The 16,655-nt window shown below is 56.0% G+C and carries 13 protein-coding genes; 2 read left to right on the forward strand and 11 right to left on the reverse strand.

Annotation, left to right across the window (positions count from 1 at the left end):
• Nucleotides 1-2,355: a GGDEF domain-containing protein gene (locus G7K71_RS17545; protein ID WP_313885025.1), complete on the reverse strand. Its 2,355-nt coding sequence runs from the start codon at nucleotides 2,353-2,355 to the stop codon at nucleotides 1-3.
• Between the two features lie 196 nt (nucleotides 2,356-2,551).
• Here G7K71_RS17545 and G7K71_RS19640 point away from each other — a divergent pair, with 196 nt between their 5' ends.
• Nucleotides 2,552-2,743, forward strand: a complete 192-nt coding sequence (locus tag G7K71_RS19640) for a hypothetical protein (RefSeq protein WP_395858289.1) — start codon at nucleotides 2,552-2,554, stop codon at nucleotides 2,741-2,743.
• A gap of 617 nt (nucleotides 2,744-3,360) precedes the next feature.
• Here the strand turns inward: G7K71_RS19640 and G7K71_RS17560 are convergent.
• From G7K71_RS17560 to G7K71_RS17575, 4 genes are all read right to left on the reverse strand, one after another.
• The gene (locus tag G7K71_RS17560; protein ID WP_166349212.1) at nucleotides 3,361-4,032 is read right to left on the reverse strand and encodes a hypothetical protein; all 672 of its coding nucleotides are present in this window, start codon (nucleotides 4,030-4,032) and stop codon (nucleotides 3,361-3,363) included.
• Nucleotides 4,025-4,948 carry an ABC transporter ATP-binding protein gene (locus G7K71_RS17565; RefSeq protein ID WP_166349215.1) on the reverse strand — a complete coding sequence of 308 codons (924 nt, stop codon included), beginning with the start codon at nucleotides 4,946-4,948 and terminating at the stop codon, nucleotides 4,025-4,027. Before G7K71_RS17565 ends, G7K71_RS17560 begins: the two co-directional genes overlap by 8 nt.
• Complete coding sequence (locus G7K71_RS17570; protein WP_166349218.1) at nucleotides 4,935-5,354, reverse strand: GntR family transcriptional regulator; 420 nt, start codon at nucleotides 5,352-5,354, stop codon at nucleotides 4,935-4,937. Before G7K71_RS17570 ends, G7K71_RS17565 begins: the two co-directional genes overlap by 14 nt.
• Before the next feature lie 254 nt (nucleotides 5,355-5,608).
• The gene (locus tag G7K71_RS17575; protein WP_166349221.1) at nucleotides 5,609-6,181 is read right to left on the reverse strand and encodes a PH domain-containing protein; all 573 of its coding nucleotides are present in this window, start codon (nucleotides 6,179-6,181) and stop codon (nucleotides 5,609-5,611) included.
• Between the two features lie 324 nt (nucleotides 6,182-6,505).
• On the opposite strand from G7K71_RS17575, the gene G7K71_RS17580 reads away from it, so the two are divergent.
• Nucleotides 6,506-8,137, forward strand: a complete 1,632-nt coding sequence (locus G7K71_RS17580) for an alkaline phosphatase (RefSeq protein WP_166349224.1) — start codon at nucleotides 6,506-6,508, stop codon at nucleotides 8,135-8,137.
• Between the two features lie 235 nt (nucleotides 8,138-8,372).
• Here the strand turns inward: G7K71_RS17580 and G7K71_RS17585 are convergent, their stop codons facing one another.
• The 6 genes from G7K71_RS17585 to G7K71_RS17610 form a co-directional block, all read right to left on the reverse strand.
• Entirely contained in the window at nucleotides 8,373-9,755 is a 1,383-nt protein-coding gene (locus tag G7K71_RS17585) for an S-layer homology domain-containing protein (protein WP_166349227.1), read from the reverse strand.
• A gap of 535 nt (nucleotides 9,756-10,290) precedes the next feature.
• Nucleotides 10,291-10,995, reverse strand: a complete 705-nt coding sequence (locus G7K71_RS17590; protein ID WP_013824221.1) for a FadR/GntR family transcriptional regulator — start codon at nucleotides 10,993-10,995, stop codon at nucleotides 10,291-10,293.
• Between the two features lie 117 nt (nucleotides 10,996-11,112).
• Complete coding sequence (nadC, locus tag G7K71_RS17595) at nucleotides 11,113-11,958, reverse strand: carboxylating nicotinate-nucleotide diphosphorylase (RefSeq protein WP_013824222.1); 846 nt, start codon at nucleotides 11,956-11,958, stop codon at nucleotides 11,113-11,115.
• Between the two features lie 98 nt (nucleotides 11,959-12,056).
• Nucleotides 12,057-13,637, reverse strand: coding sequence for an L-aspartate oxidase (nadB, locus tag G7K71_RS17600; RefSeq protein ID WP_166349230.1), 1,581 nt, complete (start codon nucleotides 13,635-13,637; stop codon nucleotides 12,057-12,059).
• A 21-nt stretch (nucleotides 13,638-13,658) separates the two neighbouring features.
• A complete protein-coding gene (nadA, locus tag G7K71_RS17605) occupies nucleotides 13,659-14,582 on the reverse strand; it encodes a quinolinate synthase NadA (protein ID WP_166349234.1) in 924 nt (307 codons plus the stop codon).
• Nucleotides 14,583-14,854: 272 nt separating this feature from the next.
• Entirely contained in the window at nucleotides 14,855-16,612 is a 1,758-nt protein-coding gene (locus G7K71_RS17610; RefSeq protein ID WP_166349237.1) for an aldehyde ferredoxin oxidoreductase family protein, read from the reverse strand.
• Nucleotides 16,613-16,655 lie beyond the last annotated feature (43 nt).

The following is a 16,655-nucleotide window of genomic DNA, read 5'->3' on the forward strand; positions in this document are numbered from 1 at the left end:
TTAATAAGTTAAGTGCCTGGCACCACTGCTGGACCTGCGGTCTTTTACGTAAACGCTACCCGGCAGGGACTTGGCGTAGCGTTTGAGCTGAGCCGCCTTTTCCGAAAATTTTTTCTGGTCGTACAGGCAATCGTGGCCAGTGCATTCAACAATGGCCATGGATATAGAAATTAAAGGGAAAAAAGTCTCCCCGCCGCTCCGGTCGCAGCCGCGTATTCCTCCCGCCGCACGGTCCTCCGGGTCGTAAAAGCGGCGGATCAGCCGGTCGAAATACCGGGCAATTCTTGCGCATAAAATCTCTGCCTTTTCCGGAACGGTTATGATGATAAAGTCATCGCCCCCGATGTGGCCGATGAAATCATTTCTGGCGCCGAACTTTTTTACGACACTGCTCAGGAGAGCGGCGGTAAACAAAATCACCCGGTCACCGCTTTCAAAGCCGTACCTGTCGTTATAAGACTTGAAATGGTCCAGGTCCAGGTAGATCACCGCGCAGTCCTCATTTTCCCTGGCCCGCCTGGACAGTTCCTGCTCGATGGCTATATTCCCCGGTAATCCGGTCAGCGGGTTGGCGCCCCTGGCTATTTCCAGCCGGATTCTGGTCATGGTATCAAGTAAAGTCTGGACCGATACAACCCCTTTTAACAGCTGATTTCTTGTAACAATGATATAGTCGTAGAGCTTGAGCCTGTTCCGGTTCATGGCAACCTGGGAGACTATTTCAATGGGAGTGTCTTCCTCCACCACCAGGGGAGAAGTGTCCATCAGCGATGTTATCGGGCGATCGAAATACAGGGGTACCCCGTACTGCATCCCCAGGTAGCGGTCCAGGCGGTAGCGCATCACCAACCCCACGGGTTTTCCCTCTTCTACCACCACCACTCCATCAAGCAGGTCATTTTCTTCCAGTATTTTCTTAACTTCGCGAACCAGACAGTCTTTGCGGACACTTACGGCGTTTTCCGCGATTTCTCCTACCGGGAAGGCATGCTTCCAGGCCCTGTTGCGCCCGCTGGAAGCCAGCCGGAGCACCTTAACCTCCACAGTCTCATCCAGATAGGCTTTCGGGAATACCGGCCTGCCCAGGAAGTAGCCCTGGCCGTAGTGGGCGCCGATATTGGCAAGGGTGGTCAGTTCCTCCCCGGTCTCAATGCCCTCGGCAATAATGGCGCAGCCGATTTTTTCGGCAAAGTTTATAAATGTCTCCAGCAGGACCCGCTTGATAGAGTTAAGGTTGATGTCCCTGACCAGGGACATGTCTATTTTAATGAAGTCGGGCCTGATTTCCGCAATGGACTGCAGGGAGGAAAATCCGGAGCCGACATCGTCCACGGCCACCATATAGCCCTGGCTGCGGTAATGTTCCAGGGTTTTGTTAAAATTGGGAAAGTCCTTGATGCAGTGCCGCTCGGTAATTTCAAACACGATACTGGAAGGTTTGAGGCCCATCTCCCCGATCAGCCTCATGGTCTCTCCTCTGACGAAATGGGGGTCGCTGATGGTGCGGGGGTGGATGTTCAGAAATAGCTTCTGGTCCGGCCCCAGGTCCCCGAGGTTTTCCAGGGCCAGCCGGCGGCAGACCCTTTCCAGGGGATAGAGCAGCCCGGCTTTCTCAGCAAATGAAAAAATAATATCAGGGCTGCGGAAATAGCTCTCCCGGGGCCCCCTGGTCAGGGCCTCCCAGCCCAGGATACCGCCGGAACGCAGGGAAACTATGGGCTGGTAGACGATCTCAAACCGGGCCTGGTCGAGAATTTCCCTGAACTCGGATAAGAGCATGGCCGTCTCCAGACTGATGGACCCCCTGGCCATCCCCTGGGCCTCGCGCAGCGCCGTATAAAGCTGGCTCTCCACGTTTTCCGCCTTAAAACTGAGGACGGCGTACCCCACGTGGATGTCCGGTTCCCGACCGGTAATTTTCAAATACTCCTGCTTTATCCTTTCCCCGATGCCAATGCGGGAAGTAACAGCTATTTTCTGCAGCTCACCGTACTCCGGCCTGCCTTCCATCGCCATCAGGACGACAAAGTCGTCACCCCAGAGATTTTCCACGGCAAGGATTTCGATACCGGGGAAAATTTCAGGTATTTCTCTTTCCAGGCTTTTTTTAAACATGGCCAGGATCTTCGAGGCAGCCTGAAAGCCGCTCACCTGCTCCACCTCGTGGAATTTCACCAGGTCAAAATAAAGGAGCACCACCGGCCTTGACTTTTGGAGGTTTTCCCGAACCTTTCCGGCCAGGCCGGGGTCCTTCAGGCTGTGGCTCCGGAATATGGTCCTTCTTTTAAAGCCGGGAAAAGAAAAGAACCTGGAGGCGGCTTCCCAACCCTTGATTATCCCGGAGATCACGGCCACTCACCCGAACTTTTTAATACAAACATATAACAGCAAGTTTAAGGCATTATTACTTTTCCCCGAAAAAATGCAAATTTCCGGTTAAATTTTCTTTAATCTCCCGGCCTGCCGGCTATCCGCAACCCCTTTACCCCATTCCCTGCCATATTCAACTTATTACGGCATCACCGACCTGACGGAGGACGAAAACAAAGCAATCAAAGAAGCCAAACCAGGCAGGTTAAATTACGTTGTAGGACCGATGATTAGCAAGCGGGCCCATATCGGGTGGACCACCAACGGCCACACCGGCGAAGATGTGGTTCTGTACGTGTACTCGCCGACCGGCGACCGGCCCACAGGAGTGATTGAAAAGGCAGTCCGCGCATTGCCGCCCTCTTGCTTATAGCCCGTCCGCTCCGGACATGGGGCAGGCGGGCCACTTTACCTGCCAGAAACACCTCAAGATTCTGTCTTCACCTATCCCCAGGCGCTTCCTCGACTCTGACGGGATGGCGAACTATCCTTTTCCCCATACGAATGGGTTCCCAAAGCACCTGATTTTGTCAATATTAAAATACCATGACAAAGGTAACAGCTCTGCACTTCCTTCAATGCTGAACGGAATACCCGCAAAAGGGATTCCAGGTACCCCCGGGGGCTCGATAAGTTAATAAGTTAAGTGCCTGGCACCACTGCCCTTGACCAAAAAGGATAAGCACACCGTTGTCATCGCAGTAACTGACCACGGTAACGGTGGAATCACCACCGGAGACCGGGAGACCAGCAAAAATTATGACGAGCTGCCCCTTTCCACATTTATCGAGCCTTTAAAGAGGGCAAAACTGACCGGTGAAGGCGTCGAGAAAAAATTAAACGCCGGGGGCGCCGGGTCTATGCCACCGCTAAAGGGACCATCACGAGATTCCTCTCCCGTCAAACTAAACGCTCGTTTTGGAGCCGGACTTCGCCCGGTAGCACCCCAGGATTAGTTCGTCCATATTTCCTGCTTTCTTGTCCTGTGCTTTACCCCGAGTTAGTCAGGATATCCATTCTTTCGAACCGCCAGCGGCCAAGGCCGTAAAAAAGGCAGACCGCTGTCAAGCTGAGCAACAGAGAAGCTAACGGGTGAGCCTGGATCAACTGCGGTAGATTTGTTTTTTGCAGTTCGATAAGAACGGCTACAGCCGCACCTATGAAAGAAGCCTCGATAAAGCGGGCATACCGTCGGTTACTGTTGCCGGTAAACAAATACACACATGCGCTGAGCAGAAAAACGGCAATCAGCCAGACCGACTCCAGCAAGTTGAGCGCCAGGAAGCCGGGGAACAAATGCGAAGTTTTCCAGGGAGGAAGGGTAAGAGCAAACAAAGAAGGTAATATCACCAGGAAAACGATGGGAATGCCCCCGGCCAGGACAATGCTGTGATAAACTTCCCGCCTGGAAACCGGCCGGGCCAGCAGAAACTCCATGGTACCATCCCTGAATTTCCCCACAAACAGTCCTCCGCCCCAAAAAATTGCCCAGAACATCCCGAACCACAGGAAATCCACGTGCTCCCAATGTACCGGTACCGGTTGACCGGGGACAATGAGGCATAAGGTAAAAATGAAGTTGCCTAACCAGAAGAGCAGTACCCCGTAGTACCACCAGCGCAACCGCCGTATCTCCCACCGCAAAAGAGGCCTGCTAATCATTTTCTCCCGCCTCCCGGTTAACTTCTTCGCCTGCTGCATACTCCACGAAAATGTCCTCCAGCGTCTGGTCCAGCACCTCAAAGGCTACGCCCTCGTAGCGGTTTAACCTGCCCAGCACCTCATCCAGGTGGCCGGACAGGGAAATCAACAGGTGCGAACCCTCCCGGGCAACCCGCCTTACACCCGGCCATCCGGGCAAATCCGCCGGAGGGGATCCGGGAAAGAGCACACGCACCTTCTTTTCTTCGCCCAGCAACTGCTCCAGAGGCCGGGAGAGGATCAGTTTCCCCCGGAGGAGAAAACCCACCCGGTCGGCAATGCGCTCCACGTCCTGCAACTGGTGCGAGGAAATGATTATGGTGCGGTCTCCCTCGGCCATTTCTTCCACCAGCAGTTGCAGGACCTGGCGGCGGCGCAACGGGTCCAGGCCGGTGGCCGGTTCGTCCAGAAGCAGGAGTTCCGGCTCGGGACCGACAGCCAGCACCAGGGCCAGCAGGGTGAGCTTTCCCTTGGACAGCTCGCCGACGCGGGCATGGGGCGGTAATTCAAAAATTCGGCAGTAACGAGTTACCCTTTCCGTATTCCAGTGCGGGTAAAGGGACTTGCATAAGCAAAACAGTTCTTCCACCCGGACCCTCGGGTAAAAGCGCTGGGTTTCGGCCTGGTAGCTTACCCTCCGGCGTACGGCTACAGAGTCTTTCGCCGCATCCAGACCCAGTACCCGGATCTCGCCGGCGGTGGGCTGGAGCAGGTTCAAAAGCAGTTTGATGGTGGTGGTTTTTCCGGCCCCGTTAGGACCCAAAAGGGCAAACACGCTGCCCCGCGGCACTTCCAGGTCCAGACCGTCCACAGCCGGTTGCCCGCCAAAAATCTTGGTGAGACCGCGGGTGAGCACGGCCGGCTCACTCATCGTCATGCTCTATCTCCTCCTTTTGGGTATCTTTGCCCCCCATACCCGCTACCTTTTTCTTTACCGCGGCAAGCACTTCCGCGGGCGTGCAACGAAGCTGGTAGGCCTCCACAAACAATTTTTCCACCGCTTCGTTCAGCCGGCGCAGGCGCTCCCGGTCGGTCAGAGTGTGGGAGGGGGCGGCCACAAAGGTACCCCGGCCGCGCAGGGTGTAAATTATGCCTTCGTGCTCCAGCTCCTGGTAGGCCCGGGATACGGTGTTCGGGTTAATAGACAGCTGCAGGGCCAGCTCCCGCACGGAAGGCAATTGTTCCCCCGGCGCCAGGACACCGCTGGCCACGGCACGGCGGATCTGCTCCATTAACTGCACGTAGATTGGCACGCCCCGGCCGGGCTCCACACGAAACCACATTCTATATCCCCTACTGTACTTATGTACTGGTGTATTAATATTATAGTACAGTACCGCAGTTGATTATGTCAATAATTAAAATCATCATGGTAAAGGTATCTTCCTGAAAAAGCGTCAATAAAACCCTGTCGAACATTATCGACAGGGCCGGTTTCCCCCAAAACTGTCAGCCGGAATCTTCCCCAAAATTCCCGCGTCATCCGACAATCTCCCACTGCAGTCCGCACCGCGGGAAGCGTGCGAACAGCATACCGCTAAGCCGCAGTGCCGCAAAGCCGAGTCCGCAGCACCTCGCAGAACTTCTGCGGCTCCGCCGGGGAAAGAAAGTACGGTTCCCGGTCGGTCTCCAGCACCACCATCTCGCCATCCCAGGACGTGGCGTAAACCCTGATCCACCCCAGGCGCTCCACCCTGAACCGGCCGAAATAGCCGAAGAACCCCCGCAGCGGGTATGAACCTAGCCAAACAATATTAGGCGGGCCGGGAAACTGCCGCAGCGCAACTCTTCTCACCCGCGCGTAAGGCACGAGCACCGGGCGGGCGAAACGCCTGGCAATCCTTATCCCCTGCGCGTCCAGGATGTAAGCCGTAGGCGTAAAAGCGAAGAGAACGGCCACCAGCAACACTATCACCAGTACTACGCCGCCCAGGAAGGCCAGAAACCCCGGCAGTTCCGCCGGGTCGGATATGCCGACCGCTACACCCACCAGGGAAAGGACCCCGAGGGGAACGGTTAGCACTAACAGGGCAACTGTGGTCTCCGGGTCGGCAGGCGCCAGGGCGAATTTCTCCTCTGCCGCCATACACACTCGTTCAGGCTCGGTCAAGAGCATCCCCTCCTTGTCCGCACGTACAGTTTACTGCCGGCTGGAATATCAAGTAAGAGCTGCTGAACCGCATCATGCCAAAACGTGCTGGCCCTTCCGGTAGTCCGGCCATCCGCAACCCCTTTACCCCCATCCCTGCCATCCCGGTAAATCTGCTTTCCCGTTGATCTAAAAAAGAAACTGTCGTTTCAAGCCGGCCCGGCAAACTATTGGCATTTAACACCTGTTTAACAATATTTAACAAGCAGTTATCTGGTCATCAATTGAAGCTTAACATAAATCTGTTAAGATAACGCCAAAAATATTTTTCCCGGAGGTGTCGCTATGACCAAAACCATGAAGAGAATCCCGGCTATCCTCGTTATTGTTTTGCTCCTTTTGGTCAGCGTTTCTGTCCCCCTCGCCAGCGCGGCAAGTGCACCTGCCGTAAAGAATGTTATCCTCATGATCCCAGACGGCATGAGCGTCGGCGGGACAACTCTGGCCAGGTGGTATAAAGGCGGTACGCCCCTGGCCATGGACGAAATGGCCTGCGGCCTGGTGAGAACTTACTCCTCCGACGCAGCCATCGCTGACTCCGCACCTGCGGCAACGGCCTTCTCCACCGGCTTTAAGTCCCATACCGGCTACGTGGCGGTTTTGCCTGACGTGGCCGACATGCCGGGCCTTCAACCCATCGCCAGGGGCGATGAAAAGAAACCCGTGGCCACCATCCTCGAAGCAGCAAAACTGGCGGGAAAAGCCACGGGACTGGTGGTTACCTGTGAAATACCCCACGCCACCCCGGCAGCTTTCTCCGCCCATTACCCGGACCGGAACAACTATGATGATATCCTCGAACAACAGGTATATAGCGGTATAGACGTGGTGCTGGGCGGCGGTTCCAAATACCTGACACCCGAGGCCAGAAAAGACAGGGAAGACTTAATTAAGGTAATCAAGGACCTGGGTTATGATTATGTAACCACGCCGGAAGCACTTCGTAAGTCCACTTCCAACAAGTTGTGGGGCATGTTTGCTCCCAAAGATCTAAGTTATGATTTTGACCGTGACCCGGCAAAACAGCCCAGCCTGGCGGAAATGACCAGCAAAGCCATTGAGGTGCTTTCTAAAGATAAGGACGGATTCTTCCTGATGGTGGAAGGAAGTAAAATAGACTGGGCCGCCCATGCCAATGACCCGGTGGGCGTAATCAGCGATATCCTGGCCTTTGACAACGCCGTAAAAGTGGCCCTGGACTTTGCCAAAAAGGATAAGCACACCGTTGTCATCGCAGTAACTGACCACGGTAACGGTGGAATCACCATCGGAGACCGGGAGACCAGCAAAAATTACGACGAACTGCCCCTTTCCACATTCATCGAACCTTTAAAGAGGGCAAAACTGACCGGTGAAGGCGTCGAGAAAAAATTAAACGCCGACAGGAGCAACATCAAAGAAGTAATGGCAACTTATTACGGCATCACCGACCTGACGGAGGACGAAATCAAAGCAATCAAAGAGGCCAAACCGGGCAAGTTGAATTATGTTGTGGGACCGATGATTAGCAAGCGGGCCCATATCGGGTGGACCACCAACGGCCACACCGGCGAAGATGTGGTTCTGTACGTGTACTCGCCGACCGGCGACCGGCCCACAGGAGTGATTGAAAACACAGATATAGCTAAGTACATGGAGAGAATACTGGGCCTTAACTTACAGGAAACCACCAAAAAGCTCTTCGTGCTGGCAGAAACCGCTTTCCCGGCCAGGGGCGCCAGGGTGGAATGGGATGACAGTGATCCTAACAACCCCGTGTTTGTGGTTACCAGGGACAATGATAAATTAAAATTGCCGATAAACAAAAATCTTGCCGAAATCAACGGTAAGCTGGTTAAAATGAACGGCCTGACTGTTTATAATGGTGTGACCACCTTTGTACCACAGGAAGCACTTGATTTACTGAAATTAAATTGAAGCCACTGCAATAGCCCGGATTTGCGGCAGTACATACCCGTTAAGCAGTCCGCGCATTGCCGCCCTCTTGCTTTATAGCCCGTCCGCTCCGGACATGGGGCAGGCGGGCCACTTTTTAAAGTGGTGGTGTTGCCGTCGATTCATCGCAAGCAGCGCAACGGCCAGCCTTCAATCTCCCGGAATGGGCCGGGTGCCTCCGCCAGGGCGAAGTACCCAACCCATCCCAAACCAGCAATTATTTTGTTCCGGGAAGTGCGTTATCCTGTTGGGGCACCGGTAATTCTTTAGCTTCCTTAGCTTCAGCCGGCAGTTCAATCTTGATCCCGTCGCCATAGCTATACTTCCCGATCTGTACCCGCATTTCCACCAGTTCCACCGGTATGGCCTGATCGCCAAACTTGTCGCTCAAAGTCATCACGGTTGTAACGTCCCCGCCGTAGGGCAGGTAGTCGGTAGTGCCAATATAGTCCTTGCCCCAGAATGATACGGAGCGGATCAGTTTGGCAAATTCGTTTAACGCATTCTCAAATTCAGGGCCGGAAAATTGGGAACGCATAGCTTCGGGTATAAAGAACTTGAAGACGGCGGCCAGGTCGTCAATCCGCCCGTAATAGCCGATCTCGTATACCGTTTGCCCGTTTTTCTGGGTTGTACCCAGGAGATGGTAGTGAAATTTGGATTTCAATTCCGGCGGCATTCCGTTGCTCGCCATCTGAGACTGCAGTTGTTTCGCCATTAAATCCTCTAACTCAGGCATGTTCATTTTCACCCACTCGGCCTTTCCGGTAACCGGGTCGGGCATCTTGAGGTACAATTTGCCGTCTACATAGTACTGCTCCATTTCACCCGTACCGGTTCCGGGAGCACCAGCGGGTTCAAAGCAAAACCGGCCGCTCATATACCAGGTAGCGGGGAGAATCATTTTCATGTCCATCCGTCCCGACATCTTGAAAACCGGCGCCTGACCGGCTAAACCCGCCCTTGGTTTCACAGCTACATCAATGGCGGTCTCCATACTCATGGCTTGAACTTTTGCCGCCGCCTGCTGGCTCTTTTCCACTACCGCCACCGCCTGGGGATCGCTGCCAAAGACGCGGGCCAATAATTCGGCAGCTTCGGCCACAGTGAGTTGCTTTGCCGGATCTAATTGGCCTGTAATCAAACCCTGATCGATTAACCAGTTATAAAGGGTAATTCCCCAATGCGTCGACCCCAGGGGGCTGTTTACCTCCGGCCTGTGCAATGTGCCGGTCAAGCCCAGGGTGCGGGCCACCATCACTGCAGCTTCCACCCGGGTAACGGGTTTGGTGGGCCGCAAAGTCCCGTCGGTATAACCCGCCATAATCCCTTTTTGTTTCAGAGTGGATAGAGCAGGTATATACCAGCTGCCCGGGTCAACATCCCCGGCGGGCAGGGCGGAATCCTCAACCAGGGGTAAATCGGCCGCTTCCACCAGCATGGCGGCAAAGGCGCCGCGGTTGATGGGTTCCTGTGGATCGGGAGTCTTCGGAAAAACTTCCAGCAAGTTTTTCCAGTCCAGCGGCTGGGCAAACACCAGGGAAACGGGCACCAGGACCAAAAGCAAAAGAACCAGAAAAGTCAAAGGCAACCTGCGCATTTTCTCTTACCTCCCCAAATTATTTTTGCTGTGCGGGCCTTTCGCGGTCAAACCCACCAGCCACGCGCTTTTTCCATCCCCCCTTTACTGCTTTTACCTTCCCGTTCTGTGATCCTAACACCTGCAAACACCGGCAAGTGCGGAAGGTAACATATGTCTTTAATATCTTTCCTCGAAAAGGCAAGAAATTCCTGCTTAGATGATCGGTTTTTCGAGGATATTAATGCAGGTCCTGGCAGGAGAAGAAGAACCCACGGCATGCGCAGAAGCATACTTCACGGACATATAAAAGAATAGCCCGGGCCGAAAGGGGTGAGCTTTGATGCCTGCCAAATTCCCCGCCCGGGAGATATTTACAGAGTTGGTTTGTAAAAACGGGCCATATTCTGTCCGGGGCCTCACCATGCGGTGGTCGTATCCGGGAACCATTCCGCGCTGGGATCCTTGCAGAAAAATGACCAAAAATAATACCCGTCAACGAAACGGGTATTGTCCGATTCCTGCGAATCCACCAGAAGCCCCTGGAATGGATTACTTAAATGCGCAGGCCTTTTTCCACCTTGTCCAGGTGGTCGAACATGGCCCGGCGGGCGTCCTGATCCCGGCCTTCTTTAATGGCCAGGAAAATGGCCTTGTGCTCGTTTAACAAGCGCTGGGGCGTACCGGGCGTCATATAAAGCTGCATGCGGGCCGTACGCAGCACTCTCTGCATGGTGCCGGCAATGGTGTTCATCAGTTCTACCAGCAGGGAATTGTGGGTGGCTTCCGCTATAGCATAGTGGAATTTCCAGTCGGCTTTTTCCCCCAGGTCCCCGGCTTTAATATCGGCTTCCATCTGGGCCAGGGCCTCCTCCATCTGGGCCAGCTCCTCCGGGGTATGCCTCAAAGCGGCCAGGCCCGCCGACTCTACCTCCAGTATTTTGCGCAATTCCATCAGTTCTTCCGTGGTGTCCCGGTCCATCATTAACACCAGCGAGAGAACGTTGATCAGAGCCTGGGGTTCCACCCGCCGCACAAAGGTGCCCTCACCCGGCCGTATTTCCAGTATTCCCATGGCTTCCAGGGCACGGAAGGCTTCCCGTACCGCCGAACGGCCCACCTGGAGCTTTTCGGCCAGCTCCTTCTCCGAGATCAGCTTATCCCCGGGATTTAATACACCTTCGGCAATTAATTGCTTCACCTGATCAATTATTTCCTCGTAAATTTTCCTGGGCTTTATTGGTTTTAAGGCATCGTACACGGCCCCCACCTCCCCGCCTCTTATCGTTTTCTGAAAGGACCACCAAACTATCCGGGCGGCGGTCGCCCCCTGTCTGCCCGGTGCAACGGGCGGGCGCCGCCCTTTTCATTTTTATAATTATAGGGGCTTCATTTCTCCTACATCCAGGCTGATGTCCAGCGACCGGGCGGAATGGGTAAGCGCACCCAGGGAAATGAAGTCCACTCCCGTGCGGGCAACCTCCACAATGTTCTGCTCGTTAATCCTCCCCGAAGCCTCCAGGTAAGCCCGGCCGGCTGCAAGCTCCACCGCCCTGGTCATGGTGGGAATATCCATGTTATCCAGCATGATGATGTCGGCCCCGGCGGCAAGGGCCTCTTCTACTCCGGTCAAATCTTCAACCTCAACTTCCACCTTCATGGTATGGGGTATGTTGGCCCTGGCCAGCTCTACCGCCCGGGTGATGCTCCCGGCCACCTTGATGTGGTTATCCTTGATCAAAACGGCGTCGTACAGACCAAAGCGGTGGTTGAGGGCACCCCCCACCCGCACGGCGTACTTTTCCAGGATGCGCAAACCGGGGGTAGTCTTGCGGGTGTCCACTATTTTGGCCTTGAACTCCCGGATGAGTTCCACCAGCCGGGCGGTATAAGTGGCAATGCCCGACATGCGCTGCAGAAGGTTCAGGGCCACCCGCTCGCCGCTCAAAATGGCCCGGGCCTCCCCCTCCACCCGGGCCAGGAGCTGTCCGGCCTGGACTCTTTCCCCTTCCCGCACCCGAATTTGAAAGGAAATGTGCGGTGAAAGACGGCGGAAAACGGCCCCGGCCACGGGCAGGCCGGCCACCACTCCCGGTTCTTTGGCATGAATAAACCCGATGGTGGTGTAATCCGGTGGTACGATGCTGTTGGTGGTTACATCGCCGGTGCCTATATCCTCCTTGAGCACCCGGTCGATCAGATCTTCTAGAACGATGTTCTGCATGCCTCATCCCCCTTTGAATGAACCGCACCCTGCTTTGACCAGGCAATTGAGTTGCAGTTCCTTATTACATCCTTAAAATTATATATGAGCCAAACCTCTTAGCGGCGCAGGATAACATGTTTTAGCCATAAGTCCCGGGGTTGGGGGTAATCCAAACGGTAATGGCCTCCCCGGCTTTCCGTACGGATCAGCGCTGCCTGGGCAACCAGCTGCCCAACCGCAAGCATATTCCACACTTCCATTTCCTCTATGCTTCGGGCCCGGTATCCGGCCAGATACGACCAATCCTCAAAGAAGGCCAGGGCCTTTTCCAGCCCTTCTGCCGTACGGACCGGCCCCACATATTTCCCCATCACATTTTGTATTTCCTGACGCAAACGAGCTGCATCCACTTCAGGGGCATCAGCCAGCTCCCGGTAGCAGAATTCCGGATGCCCATGGCGTCGCGGGGGCAGGCTGTTCACCCGCTCCACAATACGGCCTCCGAAAACCAGACCGTCCAGCAGGGAATTGCTGGCCAGGCGGTTGGCGCCGTGTACTCCCTGGCAGGCTACCTCGCCGCAGGCGTAAAGCCCCTCAATACTGGTTTCCCCATAAAGGTTGGTTTTTACTCCCCCCATCATGTAGTGGGCCGCCGGAGCCACGGGAATGGGGTCTTTGGTGACGTCCAGCCCGTAAGAGGCGCAGGTGCGGCTGATGGTGGGGAAGCGCTGCTGGACCATGGCCGGGTCCAGGTGGGAAAGGTCGAGGAAAACCCTGTCTGATGCGGTACTGCCCATCTCCTTGAGCATGGCCCGCACCACCACGTCCCGGGGGGCCAGCTCCGCCAGTTCGTGATAACGGGGCATAAACCGTTCCCCGTAACGGTTCCGGAGGTAAGCTCCCTCGCCCCGCACGGCTTCGGAAATAAGAAAAGGAGGGGCTCCCGGCAGGCTCAGGACGGTGGGGTGAAATTGAATGAACTCCATGTCCATCACTTCCGCGCCGGCCCGCCAGGCCATGGCAATACCGTCCCCCGTGGCCACCGCGGGATTGGTGCTGTGTTCAAAAAGCTGGCCCAGCCCGCCGGTGGCCAGCACCACCGCCCTGCCCCAGAAGACCTTGAGCTCCCCCGAGGAGCCGTCCAGGGCGAGCACGCCGTAACAGGTGTTATCCTGTACCAGAAGGTCCACCGCAAAATGGTTTTCCCGCACTTCAATGTTTGGAGCCAGGCGTGCCTGCTCGGAAAGCACCCGCTGGATTTCCGCCCCCGTGGCATCCCCGGCAGCATGGAGAATGCGCCTCCGGCTGTGGGCCCCTTCCCGGGTAAGGGCCAGTTGACCGTTTTCCCGGTCGAACTGCGCCCCCATGTCGATCAATTCCCGCACCCGGTCCGGACCCTCATTGACCAGCACACTCACCGCCTCGGGATCACAAAGCCCCGCCCCGGCGGCCAGGGTATCCTTTAGATGCAGGGCCGGAGAATCGGAATGACCCAGGGCGGCAGCAATACCTCCCTGGGCCTTATCGGTGTTGCTATCCTCCATGGTGTACTTGGTCAGCACCACCACCCGCCGGTTGAGACGGCTGGCTGCGTACGCAGTATACAACCCGGCTATGCCACTGCCCAGGATTACATAGTCCCAATTTTCCTGGGGCAGCTGCCGGGTATCGAAGTTGACCAGATATCTGCCGGCCAATTGTAGATCCCTCCTGTGGAATCAGGTCACCGCCAGCATCCGTTCCAGGGAACGCAGTGCTTTTTCCCGGATCTCCGGCGGTACCGTCACCCGCGGCTCCAGGGTAACCAGTGCCCGGTGCACCTTCTCCAGGGTGGTGGCCTTCATGTTCGGACAAATTAACTTATCGGAAGCCAGGTAAAACTCCTTATCCGGGCATTGCTTGCGGAACTGGTGTAAAATACCCGTTTCCGTACAGACAATAAATTCCCTGGCGTCACTTTCCCGGGCAAAGCGGATCATACCCGTGGTGCTGGCCACGGCATCAGCCAGGTCAATCACTTCCGGGCGGCATTCCGGGTGAACCAGCACCAAAGCGTTGGCATGGGCTTCCCTGGCGGCCAGCACATCTTCAGCAAACAGCTTGTCGTGGGTGTTGCAATAACCCTCCCAGAGGTGAATTTTCCGCCCCGTTTGCCTGGCCACGTATTGCCCCAGGTTCTCATCGGGGATGAAAAGTACCGGCCGATCCTCCGGCAGCGAGGAAACGATCTTCACCGCATTGGCACTGGTACAGCACACGTCGCTTTCGGCCTTAACGGCGGCCGAGGTATTCACATAGCAGACCACTATGACCCCGGGGATTTCCTTTTTCCTCTCCCTCAGGGCTTCCACGGTCACCATATCGGCCATGGGACAGCCGGCTTTGATCTCGGGCAGGAGCACAATTTTGTCGGGAGACAAAATGGCCGCACTTTCGGCCATGAAGTGGACGCCGCAAAAAACAATGACTTCCGCGTCGGTTTTGGCGGCCTGCTGGGACAGTCCCAGGGAATCCCCCACAAAGTCGGCAATTTCCTGTACCTCCGGGCGCTGATAGACGTGGCTTAAAATTACAGCCCGTCGTTCTTTTTTCAATCGTTTAATTTCTTCAGATAAGTAACGAATTTTATCTTCAGTAGACATAGTTTCACTCCTTAACCGTTTAAACCATGACTATTCAGAGCAAAAACCACATCCTACCATGGCGCCCACGGAAAAACAACCGCAAAAAGCAACCGAAAATGTCTACAATCATGAGATAATTCTAACCACAGGCGTTGAGAATTGTCAAGAGCCAGGTCGTTACGTACACCTTATCATCAGGAATGCTTTTGGTAAAAAACCCCCGGCGGGGGTGTTGCAGGATAAATCATCTCCCAGTTAGGCACGGCGGGCGGGGTTATTTTCTACCTTAATTAATTGCCCTTTGGTATACCGTTTGGATCCCAGCCGCGCAGGCGGTAGTAGTCGTCCAGCATGGTATCCAGTTCCTGCCTGGTGATGATGTCCCGCCCGCCGTTAATCGGTTCGTCGAAGAACCTGGCCGGCAGCATATCGTCCGCCCGGGTGGCGCCTTCCCTGGTGTTGAAGAGGCGCGTGGCGGTGACAATCCGGTTGGCCAGCCGGGCCAGCTCCTCCCGGGTGTACTCCCAGCCGGTGCTGCCCTTGATCATGGCCACCAGGTCCTCCCACTGGATCAGGTCGCGGAAAAAGACGCAGAAAATCATGGTGTTGAACACCGTCAGCCGGTTTTCAAACTCAATGAAGAGGGCGGCTTTCCCCTCGGTGGTGGAGGGGTCGATCATCCCGCTCAGTTCCGGCTTGTAAAAGGTGGCCCGCAGGTGGCAGGCACCCCTGGGCGAGGTGGCGTAGGCCAGGCCCATCCCCTTCAGCACCCGGGGGTCATAACCGGCCGGCTCCAGCCCCTTGACATGAATGGCCAGGTCCTCCAGGCCCAGCTCAGCGGCGGCGTGTTTTATCCCCCGGGCCAGCAATTCCCCCGGGCCGCGGGCGTAGGCCATATCCTCCAGCAGACGGGCTGCTCCTTCAGCATCCCCGTAGGCGGGATAACCCTTTACCCGGCCCCTTTCCCGGGCCTCCATCATCAGGGCCACCAGGTTGCCGGCGGTAATGGTGTCCATGCCCAGCCGGTCGCACAGGTCGTTGAGGTAGATTACCTCGTCCAGGCTGTTGATGCCGCACAACCCGCCGAAGGCATAGATGGTTTCGTACTCGGGGCCTTCCAGCTTCAAGCCGGCGTGTTTTCCTTCCTTCACCGTGGTCAGCTTGCCGCAGGTCAGGAAGCAGTTGGGGCAGGCCCTGGGCTTCACTTCAAAATTCTCGAGCAGCGTATCACCGCTCAGGTTTTCCCAGTGGAGGCCGGTGCCCATGGACCAGTAGCGGGCCGGAAACGCCCCGGCGTCGTTCATGATCCGCACCATCATCGTCGTGCCGTAAGTCTGGTAGGCCTTGACCCCCGGGTTGTCCCTGCCCTTTTCCCTGATGCGGCGGGCGGCCTCCTGCAAAAGGGCCGGATCGGCCGCCTCACAGCCGGCCTCCCCGTGGAATACCAGAGCTTTGAGCTTTTTGGAACCCATCACCGCACCCATGCCGGTGCGTCCCGCCGAGCGCCAGTAATTGTTTTCAATGCAGGCAAACCTTACCCGGTTTTCCCCCGCCGGGCCGATGACCACGGCCTGGGCCCCCTTTTGCCCCACCTCCGCCAGCACGGCGTCTTCCGTGGCGTAAGTATCCTTTCCCCACAGGTGGGATGCATCGCGGAAAACCACGCCCCGGTCGCTGATTTCCACGTACACGGGTGCATCAGACGCACCTTCCACAATCACCGCGTCGTAGCCGGTGCGGCGTATGGCCGGGGCCACCCGCCCGCCGGCATAGGACTCGGCGTAAAGGCAGGTCAGGGGAGACTTGCTGAAAACCCCGTAGCGGCTGGACCCGGGCAGCACCGTGCCGGTGGCGGGACCGGTGGTGATAATCAGCTTGTTGTCTGGGGAGAGGGGATCTATTCCCGGCTCAACGTCGCGCAGCAACAGGTAGGTGCCCAGCCCTTTCCCGCCCAGGTATTCTTTATAAATATCTGCCGGCAGGTTTTCAACTGCAAAAAACTTGTTGGTCAGGTCCACGCGCAAAATTTTACCGTAAAAGCCGTACATAAATTTAATCACTCCGTTCCTATAGTTAGGTACATGTTTATTC

The sequence above is a fragment of the Desulfofundulus sp. TPOSR genome (genome assembly GCF_011393055.1).
Lineage (GTDB): Bacteria > Bacillota > Desulfotomaculia > Desulfotomaculales > Desulfovirgulaceae > Desulfofundulus > Desulfofundulus kuznetsovii.

Excerpts from the sequence above, each read along its gene's own strand:
- G7K71_RS17560 (WP_166349212.1), bottom strand. The coding sequence starts at position 4,032 with ATGATTAGCAGGCCTCTTTTGCGGTGGGAGATACGGCGGTTGCGCTGG.
- G7K71_RS17565 (WP_166349215.1), bottom strand. The coding sequence starts at position 4,948 with ATGACGATGAGTGAGCCGGCCGTGCTCACCCGCGGTCTCACCAAGATT.
- G7K71_RS17570 (WP_166349218.1), bottom strand. The coding sequence starts at position 5,354 with ATGTGGTTTCGTGTGGAGCCCGGCCGGGGCGTGCCAATCTACGTGCAG.
- G7K71_RS17580 (WP_166349224.1), top strand. The coding sequence starts at position 6,506 with ATGACCAAAACCATGAAGAGAATCCCGGCTATCCTCGTTATTGTTTTG.
- G7K71_RS17585 (WP_166349227.1), bottom strand. The coding sequence starts at position 9,755 with ATGCGCAGGTTGCCTTTGACTTTTCTGGTTCTTTTGCTTTTGGTCCTG.
- nadC (WP_013824222.1), bottom strand. The coding sequence starts at position 11,958 with ATGCAGAACATCGTTCTAGAAGATCTGATCGACCGGGTGCTCAAGGAG.
- nadA (WP_166349234.1), bottom strand. The coding sequence starts at position 14,582 with ATGTCTACTGAAGATAAAATTCGTTACTTATCTGAAGAAATTAAACGA.
- G7K71_RS17610 (WP_166349237.1), bottom strand. The coding sequence starts at position 16,612 with ATGTACGGCTTTTACGGTAAAATTTTGCGCGTGGACCTGACCAACAAG.